Here is a 16,186-nt window from a genome sequence, read left to right as displayed (position 1 = left end):
GACTATAGTGATGCACAGCCACCCAACCCCGCCGAGCCCATCATGACCCCTGACCCATCGGAAAAACCCACCACCGACCCCACCGATCACCTGCGCTTCCATCGCCCCCACGCCCACCTCGCCACCACGTTCGGCAACGACACCTTCGCTCTACGCGCCGAGGCCTTTGCGCGGTTCTTCGGCACGCCGACATTTCTCGGCGCGCAAACCCTGATCGTGTTGCTGTGGGTCTGCCTCAACGTTTTCGGCGTGACCACGTTCGACGTTTACCCGTTCATCCTGCTCAACCTCGCGTTCAGCCTGCAATCGGCCTACGCCGCGCCGCTGATTCTGCTCGCGCAAACCCGCCAGGCCGCGCGCGACAAGGCGCAATCCGACGCCGACGCCCAGCACCGTGAAGACCTCGCGCGAGCTAATACTGAGCGTCAGGCTCAGGCGGCACAGAACACCGCGCAGTTACTGGAATTGCTGGAGCAAAACACCCGCCTCACCGAAATGACCAAAAGCCTGACCGAACGTATCGAAAGTCTCACCAGCGAGATGCACGATCACATGCGCCAGTCTGCGCAGCGCTGATCACGGCAGACGCAGCGCCCGTCCAAGTTCATCGAACAGCGTGACCACCGAGCGCAACGCCCGGCAATCCGGACGGGTCAGCAGCCACAGCGCGGTGTCGTAACCGTGCAACGGTTCGCTCAAGGCTTGCAGGTCATCGCCCATCAGAAAATCCGGCAATGCCGCCACACCGAGCCCGGCGCGTACCAACTCCGTCACCGAGAGCATGCTGTTGCAGCGATAACCCGGCACCACGCCGGGCAAGTGCTGACGGCGCCAGGCGATGGTCGGGTGATCGGGCAGAAAGTCATCCGGGGCGATCCAGGTCAGCGCGGCCAGATCTGTAGGATCGACGTTCTGCAGATAGCGCGGACTGGCACAGACCCTGTAGGAAATCTTCGCCAGTTGCCGTCCGACCAAGTGCTCCGGCGGTGTGCGCGTGAGACGCAGGGCAATGTCGGCATCGCGGCGGCTGAGGTTGGCGAAGTCGTTGGAGGTGCTCAGTTCGATGGTCAGCGCCGGGTAGTTGGGCATGAACTGCGCCAGCGCCGGCAGCAGCAGGCCTTGCAGTACCGAGTCGGTGCAGGTCAGACGCACCGTGCCGCTGATCACTTCGCCACCCTGCTCCACGCCAATGCGTGCCGCTTCGAGGGCTTGCTCGGCGCGTTCGGCCTGCTCGGCGAGGTTCTGTGCGAGGGTGGTCGGCAGGTAACCGGCGCGGCTTTTTTCGAAGAGTTGCTGACCGAGTGCCGACTCGAGACGGCGCACGGCGCGGAACACGGTGGAGACGTCTACTTTTAACAGCTGAGACGCGCGGGCCAGAGAGCCGCCGCGCACTAAAGCGAGGATAAGGGCCAGATCGGGGTAGTCGAGCTGATAGTGCGCCGCTGCATTGATCACTTGGGGAAACGCCAATATCGAGAGCGTGAGCGCCAATCTATAGTGAGTGGCGTTAGCGGGCAATCACACCTTCTTCAAAGCAAACGCAAAACTCTGTGGTGAGGGGATTTATCCCCGTTCGGCTGCGAAGCAGTCGTCGCTCTTGAAATCTTGGGGCCGCTTCGTAGCCCAACGGGGATAAATCCCCTCGCCACAGGGGTTCATCGATCTATTCAAAAAGGAATTTACATGGACGCTGTTTCCATCGCCCTCATCGGCGATTACGACCCGCAGGTGACGGCCCACCAGGCCATCCCCGTCGCCCTTGGGCTGATCGCTGAACACCTCGCCCGCCCCGTGCATTTCCAATGGCTGGCCACCGACCAGATTCACGCCGATAGCGCGCTGGATCGTTTCGACGGTATCTGGTGCGTCCCTGCCAGCCCTTACAAAAACGAAGCCGGCGCTCTGCGGGCCATCCGTTTTGCCCGCGAGCAGCAGCGACCTTTCCTCGGCACCTGCGGTGGTTTTCAACATGCCGTGCTGGAATTTTCCCGCAACGTGCTGGGCTGGGCCGACGCCGAGCATGGCGAAACCTCGCCCGATTCCGAACGTGCTTTGCTCACGCCGTTGACTTGTTCGTTGGTCGAAGCGACAGACAGCATTCATCTGGTATCCGGTTCGCTGATCGCCAAGGCGTACGAAACGTCGGAAATTGAGGAAGGCTATCGCTGCCGCTACGGTGTGAATCCGCAGTTCGAGGGTGATCTTCTGAGCAATGGCCTACACGCCACAGGGCATGATTCGGTGGGCGATTTACGCGCGATCGAGCTCAAGGATCATCGGTTCTTCGTCGCGACGTTGTTCCAGCCGGAACGCGCGGCGCTCAAAGGGAAAATCCCGCCGCTGGTGCGGGCGTTTGTCGAAGCTTGCGCGGAGGCACGACGATGACCTCGTGTTTTGCGGTGATCTTCACCTCGACGCGCACCGAGGGTGATAACGGTTATGCCGCAGCTGCGGAGCGCATGGAAGAACTGGTGAATATGCAACCGGGGTATCTCGGTGTGGAGTCGGTTCGTGGGGCGGATGGTGTCGGCATTACTGTGTCGTATTGGGAGAGTGAGGCGGCGATTCTTGCGTGGCGGCAGAATCCTGAGCATCGGGTGATTCAGGAGCGTGGGCGATCGATTTGGTATTCGAAGTTTCATACGCGGGTTTGCCGGGTTGAGCGTGAGTATCGGTTTGGGCAGTGAGGGTGGCGGCGCAGTCTAGGCCGCCTTCGCGAGCAAGCTCGGCTCCTACAAAAGATTTGCGAGCGCCACCAATCCTTGTAGGAGCCGAGCTTGCTCGCGAAGAGGCGCTCTCAGTCACAGCAAAATCTCAACCACGCACCAAGCTGCGCACCGCCACTATCTCCGGCACTTCAACCTTCTGCATATACACCCGCAACGGCTCGGTAATGTTGATCCGCTCATCGATATGCTGATCCAGCAGCAACTGAATCAACTCACGTTTAAGCGTCATGGTCTGCTCGGTCGCCGGCGCCCAGACGAATTCGCTGGTCGGAATAATGCCGTCATCGGCGACGTCCATGCCGAACGAATCTTCGCTGAAACGCACGATGTATTGACCGGTTTTACGATTGAGGCCAACAAAACCCTTGAGGTCGTCGGCAGCCTGGCAGATGAGTTGGGAGGTAATGCGCATGGTAAACCTCACGAAAAGTGATCGATGGTTTACACGCAAGGCGATCGAGTGGCGCGCCCTCTGCCGGGGCGTCTGCCGAGGGCAAGCGTACTGCAGTTGGCGAGCAGAATTGTAGGAAAATTCGGTTTTAATACATTTATGTCGGTCTGGCGATAGCACGCAATCGATTCAGTTGTTAAAAGGTACGTCTTTGAAACAGACCCGCGAAAGGATCTCGAACATGCCCGCCACTTTCACCAAAAGCGCCCTCATGCTGAGCCTGTTGCTCGGACTCGGTCAGGCGCACGCCGCCAGCCAGAGCAATCCCGACGCCGTGGCCGGGGCGCATGGCATCCCGCACCCGGCGGTGATCGCTCACCGTGGCGCGTCCTTCGATGCACCGGAATCCACCGCCGCCTCCTACACACTGGCCCGCGACCTCGGCGCTGATTATCTGGAAATGGATTTGCAGCGCAGCAAGGATGGCGTGCTGTTCGCCCTGCACGACAACAACCTGCAGCGCACCACCGACGTCGCGAGCAAGTTCCCGGATCGCAAGGACAGCCCGGCCAACGCCTTCACCATGGCCGAACTGAAAACCCTCGACGCCGGCAGTTGGTTCAACGCCAAGTACCCGGAGCGCGCGCGTCCTTCTTATGCCGGGCTGAAAATTCTGACCCTGGACGAAATCATCAACATCGCCCAGGCCAACCCGCACCACAAGCCAGGCCTGTACATCGAAACCAAAGAGCCGCAACTGTTCCCTGGCATCGAGCATGACCTCAAGGAAAAACTGCAGGATCGCGGCTGGCTGAGCCCGGCCGGTTCGAAACTGGCGAAGAGCCCGTTGGGCGTGGGTCAGGGTAAAGGCAAAGTGATCCTGCAGACGTTCGAGAAAAACAGCCTCGAACTGCTGGAAAAAGAAATGCCGCAAGTGCCGAAAATCCTGCTGTTGTGGGTCGGCGAAGGCAGCATCGAACCGAAGTTGAAAGTGACCTTTGCCGAGTCGGGCGAGAAGGACAAAAACGTTTTCTACGGCAAACAGGAGCCGAAGTCCGAAGCCGAGTTCAAGCAGTGGGTCGACTATGCCAAGGCGCAAGGTGCAATCGGCACCGGCCCTTCCGCGAAGTTGACCAACAGCGGCGATCAAAGCTATTCGGATCTGGTGCAACCGTGGATGAATAAGTACACCCACGATCAAGGCATGCTCGTTCACGTTTACACCGTCGATGAGCCGGTGGATTTCGAGAAAGTCATGGCTGCGGGTGTTGACGGCATCTTCACCAACCGCGCCAGCGAACTGTTGAAGTTCTATAAGCGTCCGGCGGCCGGCAGTGTTGATCAGGTATTGAAGAACAACGGTTATTGAGCGGAGATCGAGTTGGCTGCATCGCGAGCAGGCTCGCTCCTGTAAGAGCAGTTTGTTGGCGGTGCTAGTTTTTAAGGGTGAATTAAGTTGCGCTGGTTAACCTGAACTCACTTAAACAGCTCACCCAATTAGACACACCACTAAAGGATTGAACCGATGAAAACTTTGACTGCCCTGTTTACTGCCGCTGCTCTGACCCTGACTGCTGGCCTGGCCCAAGCTGATGTTCGCGTCGACCAGATCCCTCAGTTGGTGAAGGAAGGCAAGATCAAGTCGCTGGAATCGATGAACGCCGAAGCGTTGAAACTGCACCCGGGTGCGACCATCACCGACACCGATCTCGATAACCACTTCAATGGTTATGAGTATGAAGTTGAACTGAAACTGGCCGATGGCACTGAGTGGGATGTCGACTTCGACGCCACTACCGGTAAAGTGCTGAGCAACAAGCAAGACCACTGATACAGCGCACTAGCGAAAGCCGCACGATTGAAAGATCGTGCGGCTTTTTTGTGTTTGGTCTGAGAGATTTGTCGACGGTGGGATTTTACCCCCTCACCCCAGCCCTCTCCCCCAAGGGGGCGAGGGGGAAAGGGAGCAAATCGTGAGCTTTTCAAAGTCAAAGTACGGCTCGAAATCTCAGGTCGGTGAACCTTAAAAGAACACCTCGGTCAGTCCCCTCTCCCCCCGGGAGAGGGTTAGGGTGAGGGGAAAAGCCATCACGCCGAAGTACTGACCAGCGCCCCCGACGTACTCGACCCCGAATCCTGCAATGCCTGCAACAACGACGCCGTAGCCGTCTGCAACGAAGCCGACGTCGTGGTGATCTGCGCCTGCGCTGCCGCCACGTCCGCCGCTTTCGCGTCCGCGCTTTCCTGCTTCGCCTGCGCCGCTTGCAGTGCCTGCTGCTGTTGCTGCAATTGCTTTTGCAGCTCGGCAATCTGCTTGCGCAGCTCCTTCACCGAATCCGATTCTTCACTGCTGCTGGAACTGCTATCCCCCGCCGGTGCCGCGCCGCCCGCCGCTTTCGGCGCATCGCCGGATGCACTCGCAGTTGCCGTCGCGGCGGTGGTGGTGGTGTCGTCGCCAACGTCGTTGATCGTGGTTTTACTGGTGGACGTAGTGACAGTCTGATTGATCGAAACAGAGCTGATGCTGACCATGGAAATACTCCAATACCGGTGATAGATAAGCGGTCATCGACCAGAGCCGCGATGAATTGAGATCGACTGTGTACCCACACGGTATCGAAATCGGTACATGTCACCCCGTCATCGAGCGGTCACAAAACCGTCACACACGATTGCGAAGATGCCGAGCAGGTGAATCTGTAAACCCCACGCCAGACGCCCTCCTCGCAGCGAGCCTCCATGAACCATAGCCTCGACATCAGTCATCGCGATCCCGATCTGTTTGGCCTGCTCTACGGTTTTCGTTTTCTGCCCGGCGAACGTGGCCGCGAAGTGGATTCGGCGACGGCCTTACGCTGTTTGCAGGACGACAGCGACAGCGGCGAATTTCTCTGGCTGCATCTCAATCTGGCGCACGCGGCGTGCGAGCGCTGGATGAAGAGTCATCTGCAATTGCCTGAAGAGTTTTTCGAGGCGCTGCATGAAGGCTCGCGGTCGACGCGCATCGAGCATGTCGACTCGGCGTTGCTGGCGGTGGTCAACGATGTGGTGTTCAACCTCAGCAGCATGGTGTCGTCGGACGTGTCGACATTGTGGGTCTGCGTGCGCAGCAAATTGATCGTCAGCGCGCGCCTGCAACCGCTGCACTCGGTGGATAAATTGCGTTCGTCGGTGAAGGCTGGCGAGCGCTTTCGTTCACCGTCGGAACTGCTCGTGCATTTGTTGCGGGATCAGGGCGAGGTGCTGACGCAAATCGTGCGCAAAACCAGTATGAGTGTGGATCAGGTCGAGGATGAATTGCTCTCCTCAAAGCTGTCGACCAACCGCGCGGAACTGGGTGCCAATCGGCGGGTGCTGGTGCGGCTGCAACGGCTGTTGGCGCTGGAGCCGGGTTCGTTGCTGCGTCTGCTCAATCGGCCGCCGCCGTGGTTGCAGAAAGAGGACGTCAAGGAGCTGCGCAAATCCACTGAAGAGTTTGCGCTGATCATCAACGACCTCACGGCGCTGGGTGAGCGGATCAAATTGCTCCAGGAAGAGATCGCCGCCAACCTCAACGAACAGAGCAACCGCACGCTGTTTACCCTGACCGTGGTGACGGTGCTGGCGCTGCCGATCAACATCATTGCCGGTTTTTTCGGGATGAATGTGGGCGGGGTGCCACTGTCGCAGGATCCGGAAGGGTTCTGGATATTGGTGGCGCTGGTGGCGACGTTTACCGTGATTGCGGGGCGGTGGGCGTTTCGTAAAAGGGGTGATTACTGACCCTTGCGCACCACAGATCTATTGTCGCTGCAGAGATCTATCGAGATGACAAAGATCCTGTGGCGAGGGGATTTATCCCCGTTCGGCTGCGCAGCAGTCGTAAATCCGGTGATCGCGGTTGAACTGATACACCGAGGTGAATGGTTTTGGGGCTGCTTCGCAACCCAACGGGGATAAATCCCCTCGCCACAAAAGCTCACCTGAATTCCCCAAAGTTCAGGAATGGACTCAACAGATCAATGGTCAGGCTATTCATCCAAACACTGATCTGCCGCAGTCTCTCTGTAACATTCTGCAATGATCATGGGCGACATTCCTTCCCTCGCTGAGGATTGTCCGCTCATGGCTACTCCCTCCCTGACCGCCAGCCACACATCCGCCCCCAGCGGCAGGCCCGCCCTCGACAAGAAAACCAGCCCGTTCACCTACGTGATTTTTTTCGCCGTGCTGGCGATGGGCATGCTGTTCACCGCCTACAGCCTGATGCACGACATGCACGAACTCGGCACGGTCGTCACCACGTGGACGCCGTTTCTGCTGCTCGGCGTGGCGCTGCTGATTGCGCTGGGCTTCGAGTTCGTCAACGGTTTCCATGACACCGCCAACGCCGTCGCGACGGTGATTTATACCCACTCGCTGCCGCCGAATGTGGCGGTGGTCTGGTCGGGTTTTTTCAACTTTCTCGGTGTGCTGCTTTCGAGCGGCGCGGTGGCGTTCGGCATCATCGCGTTACTGCCGGTTGAGTTGATTTTGCAGGTCGGTTCGTCGGCCGGTTTCGCGATGATCTTCGCCCTGCTGATCGCCGCGATCCTGTGGAACCTCGGCACTTGGTGGCTGGGTTTGCCGGCGTCTTCGTCGCACACGCTGATCGGTTCGATCATCGGCGTCGGCGTGGCCAATGCCTTGATGCATGGCCGCGACGGCACCAGCGGTGTCGATTGGGCGCAGGCGACCAAGATCGGTTACGCGCTGCTGCTGTCGCCGCTGGTGGGTTTCGGTTGTGCCGCGCTGTTGCTGCTGGCGCTGCGCGCGTTCGTGAAGAATCGTTCGCTGTACAAGGCACCGGAAGGCAACGCGCCGCCGCCATGGTGGATTCGCGGTTTGCTGATCGCCACGTGCACCGGCGTGTCTTTCGCTCACGGTTCCAACGACGGCCAGAAAGGCATGGGCCTGATCATGTTGATTCTGGTCGGCACGCTGCCGATGGCGTACGCCTTGAACCGCACCATGCCCGAGGAACAATCGCTGCAGTTCGCCGCTGTGGCGCAAGTCACCCAGCAAGCGCTGGTGAAAAGTGCACCGCAGCCGGCGCCGGCTGATCCGCGTCCGATCCTTTCCGATTACGTGCGCAGCAAGGAAGCCACGCCGCAACTGATCCCCGCCCTCGCCGCCCTCACCGGGCACATTGGCGAAGAAGTCCGGGGCTACGGTTCGCTGGCGAAAGTCCCGGCCGAGGCCATGGGCAACGTGCGTAACGACATGTACTTGGCCAGCGAAAGCATTCGCCTAATGGACAAGAACAAGGTCGGCAATTTCGACGCCGACACCAGCAGCAAACTGCAACTGTTCAAGCAACAGATCGACAACGCCACGCGGTTTATTCCGCTGTGGGTGAAGATCGCCGTGGCCATCGCACTGGGGCTTGGCACCATGGTTGGCTGGAAGCGGATTGTGGTGACGGTGGGTGAGAAAATCGGCAAGACGCACCTGACGTATGCCCAGGGTGCGTCGGCGGAAACCGTGGCGATGCTGACCATTGGCGCGGCGGATATGTTCGGTTTGCCGGTGTCGACGACGCATGTGTTGTCGTCGGGCGTGGCGGGGACGATGGTTGCCAACGGTGGCGGGTTGCAGATGAAGACCATCCGCAATTTGTTGATGGCGTGGGTGCTGACGTTGCCGGCGGCGATCCTGCTGTCCGGCAGCCTCTACTGGCTGTTCACCCAAATCTTCTGACCCACAACAATTCCCCTGTAGGAGCTGCCGAAGGCTGCGATCTTTTGATCCTGTTTTTAAAGATCAAAAGATCGCAGCCTGCGGCAGCTCCTACAGGTAGCCGTTTCAGATAGAGATCCAGTGAGGTTTGAGTGCAAGGTGTGGGTTAGAGGGTTGAGCGGATCACATCGCCGAGCCAATCCATGAACACCCGCACGCGCAACGGCAAATGTCGCTGCCGGGCATACAACAACGAAATCGCCATCGACGGCGCCGTGAATTGCGGCAACACCGTCAGCAGTTCGCCGTTATCCAAATGCGGCTTCATGCCCGAGCGCGGCACTTGGGTCAAACCAAACCCACCCAGACACGCCGACTCATAAGCATCCGTGCTGTTAACCGTCACACTGCCCGCCATCGGCAAACGCTTAACCTCACCCCCCTCCTCGTACACAAACCCTTCCGAACGCGAACCCAATACGCCGACGTAATGCACCAGCCGATGCTGCGCCAGATCCTCCAGCGTCTGCGGCACACCATAGCGTTCAAGGTACGCCGGGCTCGCGCAGTTGATCATCGAAAAATCGCCCAAATGCCGCGCCACCACCGATTGATCCGGCTGCGCGCCAATGCGCACCACGCAATCAAAACCCTCGCTGAGCAGATCGACGCGGCGGTCGGTGCTGCTGATTTCCAGTTCGAGATTCGGATGACGATCCATGAACTCAGGCAACAGCGGTATGACCAGACGTCGCGACAGAATGTTCGGCATGTCGACACGAATGCGTCCGGTCAATGAGGCCTCGTCCTGGCGGAACAACCCTTCAATCTCGTCCATGTGCGAAAGCAGATCCTTGCTGCGCTCGTACAGCACCAAACCGTCCTGCGTCGCCTGCACTTTGCGCGTGGTGCGCTGCAATAGACGCGTGCCGACCAGTGTTTCGAGTGCCTGCACATGTTCGGAAACGGTGGAGCGCGGCAGGCCAAGGCTCTCGCCGGCGAGGGTGAAACTCGACAGTTCGCTGACCCGGGCGAAGGTGCGCAGCAGTTCCAGTTTGTTCATGTGAGCACCTGACGATTGTTCGGCTGAGCCGATCAGTGATTCCGATTTCAGTCTGTTTATCACCTATCGGCGGACAAATAAACTGAGTCCCATCACCACTCATCACAATCGAGGAAAGCCCATGAACCGCAAAATCGCATTGATCACCGGCGCCAGTCGTGGCCTCGGCAAAAACGCCGCCCTGCACCTCGCCGCCCAAGGTATCGACATCATCGGCACTTATCACAGCCGCGCGGATGAAGCGCAGGCGCTGGTCGTGGAGCTGGAAAAACTCGGCGCCAAAGCGGTGATGCTGCAACTGGACGTCGGTCGCAGTGACAGCTTTGCCGGGTTCGGCGCGAAGGTTGAGCAAGCGCTGCGCGAACAATTTGAACGTGAGCGTTTTGATTTCCTGATCAACAACGCCGGGGTAGGTTTGCACGTGAGCTTCGCCGAGACCACGGTTGAGCAATTCGACATGCTGATGAACGTGCATTTCAAGGGGCCGTTCTTCCTGACGCAGCAACTCTTGCCGCTGATTAACGACGGCGGACGCATCATCAATATCTCCAGCGGCCTCGCGCGTTTCACCATTCCGGGCGCCAGTGCTTATGCGGCGATGAAAGGCGCGATTGAAGTGCTGACTCGTTATCAGGCGAAAGAGCTGGGCGCGCGGCAGATTGCTGTGAACACGTTGGCGCCAGGCGCGATTGAAACTGATTTTGGTGGCGGGACTGTTCGCGATAATGCGGCAGTGAATGCGATGGTCGCGGAAAACACTGCGCTAGGACGCGCCGGTCAGCCGGATGATATTGGCGGGGCGCTGGCGTTGTTGCTGTCGCCGGGTGCGCAGTGGATCAATGGGCAGCGGGTTGAAGCCTCCGGCGGGATGTTCCTCTAACATCCCTGAAAACACCTACCTCTGTAGGAGCTGCCGAAGGCTGCGATCTTTTGATTTTGCCCTTTAAATCAAGATCAAAAGATCGCAGCCTTCGGCAGCTCCTACACGAGGATCGGGTTAGCCTTGGCAAACACCACGGGTCATGAAGCGTTCGCGCAGCACGTCGTACGCCCAGTGATACACATAGGTGTACGGCAGGAAGAACACCAGCACGCCGATATCCAGCAAAAACGCCTGCCACAAACTCACCGACAACCACCACGCAATCAGCGGCACGCCCATCACAATCAAACCACCCTCGAACAGCAGCGCATGCACCACACGCACCCAGGCGTTGTGCGCAACATTCATCCGCGCCAGTACCCGGTCGAAGTAGCGGTTGAACACCACGTTCCAGCCCAGCGCCAGCATCGCGATCAACACCGTCACCGCGCCCATTTCAAGCATCGGTTTTTTCATCAGCCACGCCAACAGCGGCGTGCAGATCAGAATGGCCAGCAGTTCGAAACCAACGGCCTGGAAAATACGTTCAGTGATGGATTTAGGGGCAGTCATTGCCTGACTCCTTGAGTGAAGATGGTTGCCATGATCTACCCTCACACCGATACTTCATAACCAATAACCATCGATCAAGGCGATAGTTCATGGCCTCGCAAGAAGTGCTGTTGGCGTTTGTGCAAGCGGCGACCCAAGGTTCGTTTTCGGCGGCGGCGCGCAAACTCGGGCGCAGCCAGTCGACCATCAGCGCGGCGGTGGCCAGCCTTGAGATCGATCTGGATCTGGTGCTGTTCGATCGCAGCAGCCGCAAACCGACGCTCACCCCCGCGGGCCATGTGATGTTGCAACGAGCGGAGGCGATTCTGGCGGCGACCAGTCGTCTGGAAATGACCGCGCGGCAGTTGTCGCAAGGTGTCGAGCCGAAGCTGACCGTGGCGATTTCCGACACATATCAGTCGTATCGTTTTGAAGCGGCATTGGTGGGGTTCGAGCAGCGTTATCCGGATCTGGAGCTGGAATGTTTGATCGCTGAATGCGATGACTTGATTGAACTGGTGCAACGCGGTCGCGCACATCTGGCCTTCGCAGAGATGCAGGAAAACTACCCGCCAGATCTGGTGACCTCGACCGTGGCCGAACGCACGGAAATAGCTTTGTTCGTCAATCGCGATCATCCATTGGCGACGCTTGAGCACATTGATCAACACACCTTGGAACTGCATCGCGAGCTGCGCCTGGCGACCATCGTTAATCCGTACGACAGTCGTGGCAAAGGCCGGGTGTGGTCGGCGCCGAGTTATTTGATGTTGCTGGAAATGGCCGAAAAGGGTTTCGGCTGGGCGCCGTTGCCGCGTTGGCTGGCGCAGCGGTTTGGCAATGATTTGCTGGTGGAGTTGAAGGTGCGCGGCTGGCCGAAACCGGTGTTTGTTGATGCACTGTGGTCGCGGCTGTATCCGCCGGGGCCGGCGGGGAGCTGGTTGCTTAACAAGATGTTGGAGTAGATCAAAAGATCGCAGCCTTCGGCAGCTCCTACATGGGAATGCGTACCTCTGTAGGAGCTGCCGAAGGCTGCGATCTTTTGATCCTCAAGCAGCCTCAATCACCACCGGTCGATTCAACAAAAAATACTCATGCAACCCACGCATCGCCGGCATTTCCAGCGCCTGGGCCGCATAACACAACCCGACCCTTCGCGTCGGCGCCGGCAGGTGCAACACGCGCACCACCACCCGCGCATGCCCGGTCACCAATGACTGCGGCAACATCGCCACGCCAACTCCCGCCGCGACCATGTGCAACGCCTGTTGCAACGACCCGGCATGCCCCGCCACCGCTTCCGGCGAACGCCCGTACAACGCCATCAAGCGCTGATGCGACGGATGCTGCGGACAGGTAATCCAATCCTCGATCGGTGCCCAATTCGCTTGCACCGCCGCCATCGGATGATTCACCGGCAGCGCCATCACATAGGATTCTTCCCACAGCGGCAGGAACAATTCGTCCTCGCAACACATCTCTTCGACCGCCAAGCGTCCATCACCCTGACAGCCCTCCTCCATCGTCAGCAACAGATTCGGCAACGCCAGATGCGCCATGCGCACAAAGGCTTCAATGTGGCTGGCAGCGATGTCGCCCTCGATGCCGAGGGTCAGCGGCGCACGGTTTTCGCGGCCGCGAAACATTCGGCTCAGCGCCTCGGCGTCGGCGACCATCCGCCGCGCTTGCGGATACAGCAACCGCGCTTCATCACTGACCTCGACACCGCGCGGCTGGCGCACGAATAACGTCGCGCCGAGTTCTTCTTCCAATTGTTTGATCGTCACCGACAGCGTCGGCTGGCTGATAAACAGGCACTGCGCGGCGGCAGTGATGTTGCGTTCTTCGAACACGGCGAGGAAGGCTTTGAGATGACGGACATCCATAGGAGATTCCGATAGCAGACAGAGGAATAAGGCATTTTTCAGCCGCAACGGCGCTAAATATACTGCGCCCATCGTTCAGTCATTTGAAAAACTTATTTCAGGAGTTCACCCATGAGCAAGCCATTGATCATCATCACCGGCGCCAGTTCGGGCATCGGCGAAGCCACCGCCCGTCGTTTAAGCGCGGCCGGCCATCCGCTGCTGTTGCTCGCGCGTCGCGTTGAACGCCTTGAAGCGTTGGCGCTGCCGCACAGCCTGAGCCGCAAAGTCGACATCACCGATCGCAACGCATTGCTCGCGGCGGTGGCGGAAGCCGAAGCGCAATTCGGCCCGGCGGATGCGCTGATCAACAACGCTGGCGTCATGTTGCTCGGTGCGATGAGCGAGCAGGATCCGGCGCAGTGGGATCAGATGCTCGACGTCAATGTGAAGGGCTTGCTCAACGGTGTGCACGCGGTGGTTGCCGGGATGATCAAGCGTAAGCACGGGACGATCATCAACGTCAGCTCGGTGGCCGGGCGCAAGACGTTCCCGAACCATGTCGCGTATGTCGGCACCAAGTTTGCGGTGCATGGGTTGTCGGAGAATCTGCGCGAGGAGCTGGCGCCGCACAATGTGCGTGTGACGACGATTGCGCCGGGGGCGGTTGAAACTGAGTTGCTGAGCCACACCACGGATGAGGCGATCAAGACTGGGTATCAGGCTTGGAAACAGGACATGGGCGGCACGGTGTTGAGTGCTGAAGATGTGGCGACGGCGATTGAGTATGCGTATGGGCAACCGCAGGGGGTGTGTATTCGCGAGATAGTGATGGCCGCGACCCGGCAGCAGGCCTGATACCCACAACGCCATCCTGTAGGAGCTGTCGAGTGAAACGAGGCTGCGATCTTTTGATCTCGCTTATCAAGGTCAAAAGATCGCAGTCTTCGGCAGCTTCTACAGGGGGGTGGATAACTGATTCAGGCGTGCTTCGATGAAACGTCTTTCGGGTTCTTGCCGGGTCAGTTCAAGGGCGCGAAGGTAGGCTGAACGCGCCTCTTCCACCCGCCCCAACTGCCGACAAAACTCCGCCCGCGCCGAATGCGCCAAGTGATAATCCTGCAACTCGCCCCGCGCCAAAATCCCTTCAATCAACTGCAACCCCGCCAACGCCCCATCGCGCTTGGCCACCGCCACCGCTCGATTCAACTCAATCACCGGCGAAGGCACCGCCCGCAACAGCACGTCATACAAACCAACGATCTGCTCCCAGTCCGTCTGCGCCGCCGTCGGCGCTTCGGCATGCACCGCCGCAATCGCTGCCTGCAAACAATACGGCCCAAACCGCCTCCTGGTCAGCGCGCGCTCGACCAGCGCGCAACCTTCAGCGATCAACCCGGCATCCCACAACGAACGATCCTGATCATCCAGCAGCACCAGTTCACCACTCGGTGACGTGCGCGCCGAGCGTCGTGATTCGTGCAACAGCATCATCGCCAGCAGCCCCATCACTTCCGGCTCCGGCAACAATTCCATCAACAACCGCCCCAACCTGATCGCCTCACGCGTCAGATCTTCGCGGGTCAGTTCAGTGCCGACCGACGCCGAATAGCCTTCGTTGAACACCAGATAAATCACCCGCAACACGCTGTCGAGGCGCTCGGGCAATTCACTCAAGCTCGGCACTTGATAAGGGATTTTCGCGTCACGGATCTTGGCTTTCGCCCGCACGATACGTTGGGCAATCGCCGCCGGTGCCGAGAGAAACGCGCGGGCGATTTCTTCGGTGGTCAGGTCGCAGACTTCGCGCAAGGTCAGCGGCACTTGCGCATCCGCCGCCAGCGCCGGGTGACAACAGGTGAAGATCAGCCGCAGGCGATCATCTTCCACGTCTTCGCCACTCCAGTCGGCCTGTTCAAGTTCTTGCAGTTGCGCCAGCAACATCGGCTGTGAGGCTTTGAACCGGGCGCGGCGGCGCAATACATCAATCGCCTTGAAGCGCCCGGTCGAGACCAGCCAGGTGCGCGGATTGTCCGGCACGCCGTCGCGCTGCCAGCGTTCGACGGCGACGAAGAACGCCTCGTGCAAGGCTTCTTCGGCGAGGTCGAAATCACCGAGCAGGCGAATCAGCGTCGCCAGAATCCGCCGCGAGTCTTCACGATAGACCTGCTCGACCCGCGCCCGAACCTCAGACATTCAACTGCCGCACCGGGCGCACTTCAACGCTGCCGACCCGCGCCGCCGGAATGTTGCCGGCGACCTGAATCGCTTCGTTGAGATCCTTGGCGTCGATCAGGTAGAAACCGGCCAGTTGCTCCTTGGTTTCAGCGAACGGGCCATCGGTGATCGACAGTTTGCCGTTGCGCATGCGCACCGTGGTGGCGGTCTGCACTGACTCCAAGGCCTCAGCGGCAACCATTCGCCCGCTGCCCTGAATCGACTCGGCGTAGGCCCAGCACTCGGCGTCTTCCGGGCTGTCGGGCGATGAATGCAGCAAGCGCTCATCGCTGTAGACCAGGCATAAATACTTCATGGCGTTCTCCTGAAGCGGACGGATCAACTATGGCTGAAGATCAGGGTTGCACATCGAACAGGGTCGCGCCGCTCATCGGATCGAACGGCGCCGACCAGTGTTCGTGAGCGATTTTCCACGCGCCGCCGATCTGCCGATAGCAGGCGGTGACGCGCATCCAGCAGCTCTGGGTTTCGCCTTTTTCATTGGTGCCGCCGCAGTTGGCGACCCAGTGGGCGAAGGCGATGTTGTCGGCGCTTTCGATGGCGATTTCATGGAATTCGAAAATGTGCGGGCCGGGGCACATTTCCATGCACGCGACCCAGTGTTCGCGGTACGCCGGTTTGCCCTTGAATTGCAGGGCCTTGATCGCGTCGAACGAGACGATGTCGTCGGCGTATAGCGCCATGACTTTCTCTACGTCCTTTTTCATCACGGCGTCGCGGTAGGTGTTGATCAGGGTCTGGATTTCGGATTGTGCGCTCATGGTGTTCTCCGTGGTTTTTGTTGTGAAG

Annotated in this window: 19 protein-coding genes; 10 read left to right on the top strand and 9 right to left on the bottom strand. The window is 59.2% G+C overall.

The genetic code is table 11. The features are described from left to right. Positions 1 to 42: 42 nt before the first annotated feature. Positions 43 to 576, top strand: coding sequence for a DUF1003 domain-containing protein (locus tag ACP3TY_RS04025; RefSeq protein WP_053122919.1), 534 nt, complete (start codon positions 43 to 45; stop codon positions 574 to 576). Here the strand turns inward: ACP3TY_RS04025 and ACP3TY_RS04020 are convergent, their stop codons facing one another. Continuing rightward, positions 577 to 1,455: a LysR family transcriptional regulator gene (locus ACP3TY_RS04020; protein WP_420851013.1), complete on the bottom strand. Its 879-nt coding sequence runs from the start codon at positions 1,453 to 1,455 to the stop codon at positions 577 to 579. Positions 1,456 to 1,683: 228 nt separating this feature from the next. Here ACP3TY_RS04020 and ACP3TY_RS04015 point away from each other — a divergent pair, with 228 nt between their 5' ends. Beyond that, positions 1,684 to 2,385 (top strand): CTP synthase C-terminal region-related (seleno)protein, encoded by a 702-nt coding sequence (locus ACP3TY_RS04015; RefSeq protein WP_426619285.1) that lies wholly within the window; start codon positions 1,684 to 1,686, stop codon positions 2,383 to 2,385. Continuing rightward, positions 2,382 to 2,687: an antibiotic biosynthesis monooxygenase family protein gene (locus tag ACP3TY_RS04010; protein ID WP_159812747.1), complete on the top strand. Its 306-nt coding sequence runs from the start codon at positions 2,382 to 2,384 to the stop codon at positions 2,685 to 2,687. The genes ACP3TY_RS04015 and ACP3TY_RS04010 overlap by 4 nt, the downstream gene beginning before the upstream one ends. 127 nt (positions 2,688 to 2,814) lie before the next feature. Here ACP3TY_RS04010 and ACP3TY_RS04005 read toward each other — a convergent pair whose 3' ends face one another. Continuing rightward, a complete protein-coding gene (locus ACP3TY_RS04005; protein WP_159812749.1) occupies positions 2,815 to 3,141 on the bottom strand; it encodes a DUF2025 family protein in 327 nt (108 codons plus the stop codon). Positions 3,142 to 3,361: 220 nt separating this feature from the next. Here ACP3TY_RS04005 and ACP3TY_RS04000 point away from each other — a divergent pair, with 220 nt between their 5' ends. Continuing rightward, positions 3,362 to 4,489: a glycerophosphodiester phosphodiesterase gene (locus ACP3TY_RS04000; protein ID WP_426619284.1), complete on the top strand. Its 1,128-nt coding sequence runs from the start codon at positions 3,362 to 3,364 to the stop codon at positions 4,487 to 4,489. A gap of 156 nt (positions 4,490 to 4,645) precedes the next feature. Then, positions 4,646 to 4,951, top strand: a complete 306-nt coding sequence (locus ACP3TY_RS03995) for a PepSY domain-containing protein (protein ID WP_282357912.1) — start codon at positions 4,646 to 4,648, stop codon at positions 4,949 to 4,951. A 257-nt stretch (positions 4,952 to 5,208) separates the two neighbouring features. Here the strand turns inward: ACP3TY_RS03995 and ACP3TY_RS03990 are convergent, their stop codons facing one another. Further along, positions 5,209 to 5,652, bottom strand: coding sequence for a hypothetical protein (locus ACP3TY_RS03990; RefSeq protein WP_426619283.1), 444 nt, complete (start codon positions 5,650 to 5,652; stop codon positions 5,209 to 5,211). Between the two features lie 207 nt (positions 5,653 to 5,859). Between ACP3TY_RS03990 and ACP3TY_RS03985 the strand changes: the two genes are divergently transcribed. Beyond that, a complete protein-coding gene (locus ACP3TY_RS03985) occupies positions 5,860 to 6,882 on the top strand; it encodes a transporter (RefSeq protein ID WP_212543852.1) in 1,023 nt (340 codons plus the stop codon). A gap of 342 nt (positions 6,883 to 7,224) precedes the next feature. Further along, on the top strand, positions 7,225 to 8,838 hold the full coding sequence (locus tag ACP3TY_RS03980) for an inorganic phosphate transporter (protein ID WP_212543853.1): 1,614 nt from the start codon (positions 7,225 to 7,227) through the stop codon (positions 8,836 to 8,838). Positions 8,839 to 8,983: 145 nt separating this feature from the next. Here ACP3TY_RS03980 and ACP3TY_RS03975 read toward each other — a convergent pair whose 3' ends face one another. Next, positions 8,984 to 9,880: a LysR family transcriptional regulator gene (locus ACP3TY_RS03975; protein WP_426619282.1), complete on the bottom strand. Its 897-nt coding sequence runs from the start codon at positions 9,878 to 9,880 to the stop codon at positions 8,984 to 8,986. 121 nt (positions 9,881 to 10,001) lie between these two features. Between ACP3TY_RS03975 and ACP3TY_RS03970 the strand changes: the two genes are divergently transcribed. After that, positions 10,002 to 10,760 (top strand): SDR family NAD(P)-dependent oxidoreductase, encoded by a 759-nt coding sequence (locus tag ACP3TY_RS03970; RefSeq protein ID WP_426619281.1) that lies wholly within the window; start codon positions 10,002 to 10,004, stop codon positions 10,758 to 10,760. Between the two features lie 117 nt (positions 10,761 to 10,877). Here ACP3TY_RS03970 and ACP3TY_RS03965 read toward each other — a convergent pair whose 3' ends face one another. Next, a complete protein-coding gene (locus ACP3TY_RS03965) occupies positions 10,878 to 11,315 on the bottom strand; it encodes a multidrug/biocide efflux PACE transporter (protein ID WP_426619280.1) in 438 nt (145 codons plus the stop codon). Between the two features lie 89 nt (positions 11,316 to 11,404). Here ACP3TY_RS03965 and ACP3TY_RS03960 point away from each other — a divergent pair, with 89 nt between their 5' ends. Next, positions 11,405 to 12,259: a LysR family transcriptional regulator gene (locus ACP3TY_RS03960; RefSeq protein WP_159812766.1), complete on the top strand. Its 855-nt coding sequence runs from the start codon at positions 11,405 to 11,407 to the stop codon at positions 12,257 to 12,259. A gap of 84 nt (positions 12,260 to 12,343) precedes the next feature. On the opposite strand, the gene ACP3TY_RS03955 is transcribed toward ACP3TY_RS03960, so the two are convergent. Further along, on the bottom strand, positions 12,344 to 13,180 hold the full coding sequence (locus tag ACP3TY_RS03955) for a LysR family transcriptional regulator (protein ID WP_426619279.1): 837 nt from the start codon (positions 13,178 to 13,180) through the stop codon (positions 12,344 to 12,346). A gap of 111 nt (positions 13,181 to 13,291) precedes the next feature. On the opposite strand from ACP3TY_RS03955, the gene ACP3TY_RS03950 reads away from it, so the two are divergent. Further along, entirely contained in the window at positions 13,292 to 14,017 is a 726-nt protein-coding gene (locus ACP3TY_RS03950) for an SDR family oxidoreductase (RefSeq protein ID WP_426619278.1), read from the top strand. Positions 14,018 to 14,116: 99 nt separating this feature from the next. On the opposite strand, the gene ACP3TY_RS03945 is transcribed toward ACP3TY_RS03950, so the two are convergent. The 3 genes from ACP3TY_RS03945 to ACP3TY_RS03935 are packed head-to-tail and all read right to left on the bottom strand — an operon-like array spanning position 14,117 to position 16,158. Then, complete coding sequence (locus tag ACP3TY_RS03945; RefSeq protein ID WP_426619277.1) at positions 14,117 to 15,355, bottom strand: RNA polymerase sigma factor; 1,239 nt, start codon at positions 15,353 to 15,355, stop codon at positions 14,117 to 14,119. Beyond that, the gene (locus ACP3TY_RS03940) at positions 15,348 to 15,692 is read right to left on the bottom strand and encodes a YciI family protein (protein WP_008081988.1); all 345 of its coding nucleotides are present in this window, start codon (positions 15,690 to 15,692) and stop codon (positions 15,348 to 15,350) included. Before ACP3TY_RS03940 ends, ACP3TY_RS03945 begins: the two co-directional genes overlap by 8 nt. A 40-nt stretch (positions 15,693 to 15,732) precedes the next feature. Beyond that, on the bottom strand, positions 15,733 to 16,158 hold the full coding sequence (locus tag ACP3TY_RS03935; RefSeq protein WP_400753398.1) for a YybH family protein: 426 nt from the start codon (positions 16,156 to 16,158) through the stop codon (positions 15,733 to 15,735). Positions 16,159 to 16,186: the final 28 nt, after the last annotated feature.

Origin of the sequence: Pseudomonas rustica (assembly GCF_049959085.1) — a bacterium.
Classification (GTDB): domain Bacteria; phylum Pseudomonadota; class Gammaproteobacteria; order Pseudomonadales; family Pseudomonadaceae; genus Aquipseudomonas; species Aquipseudomonas rustica.
This window is presented reverse-complemented; position numbering and strand designations above follow the sequence as displayed.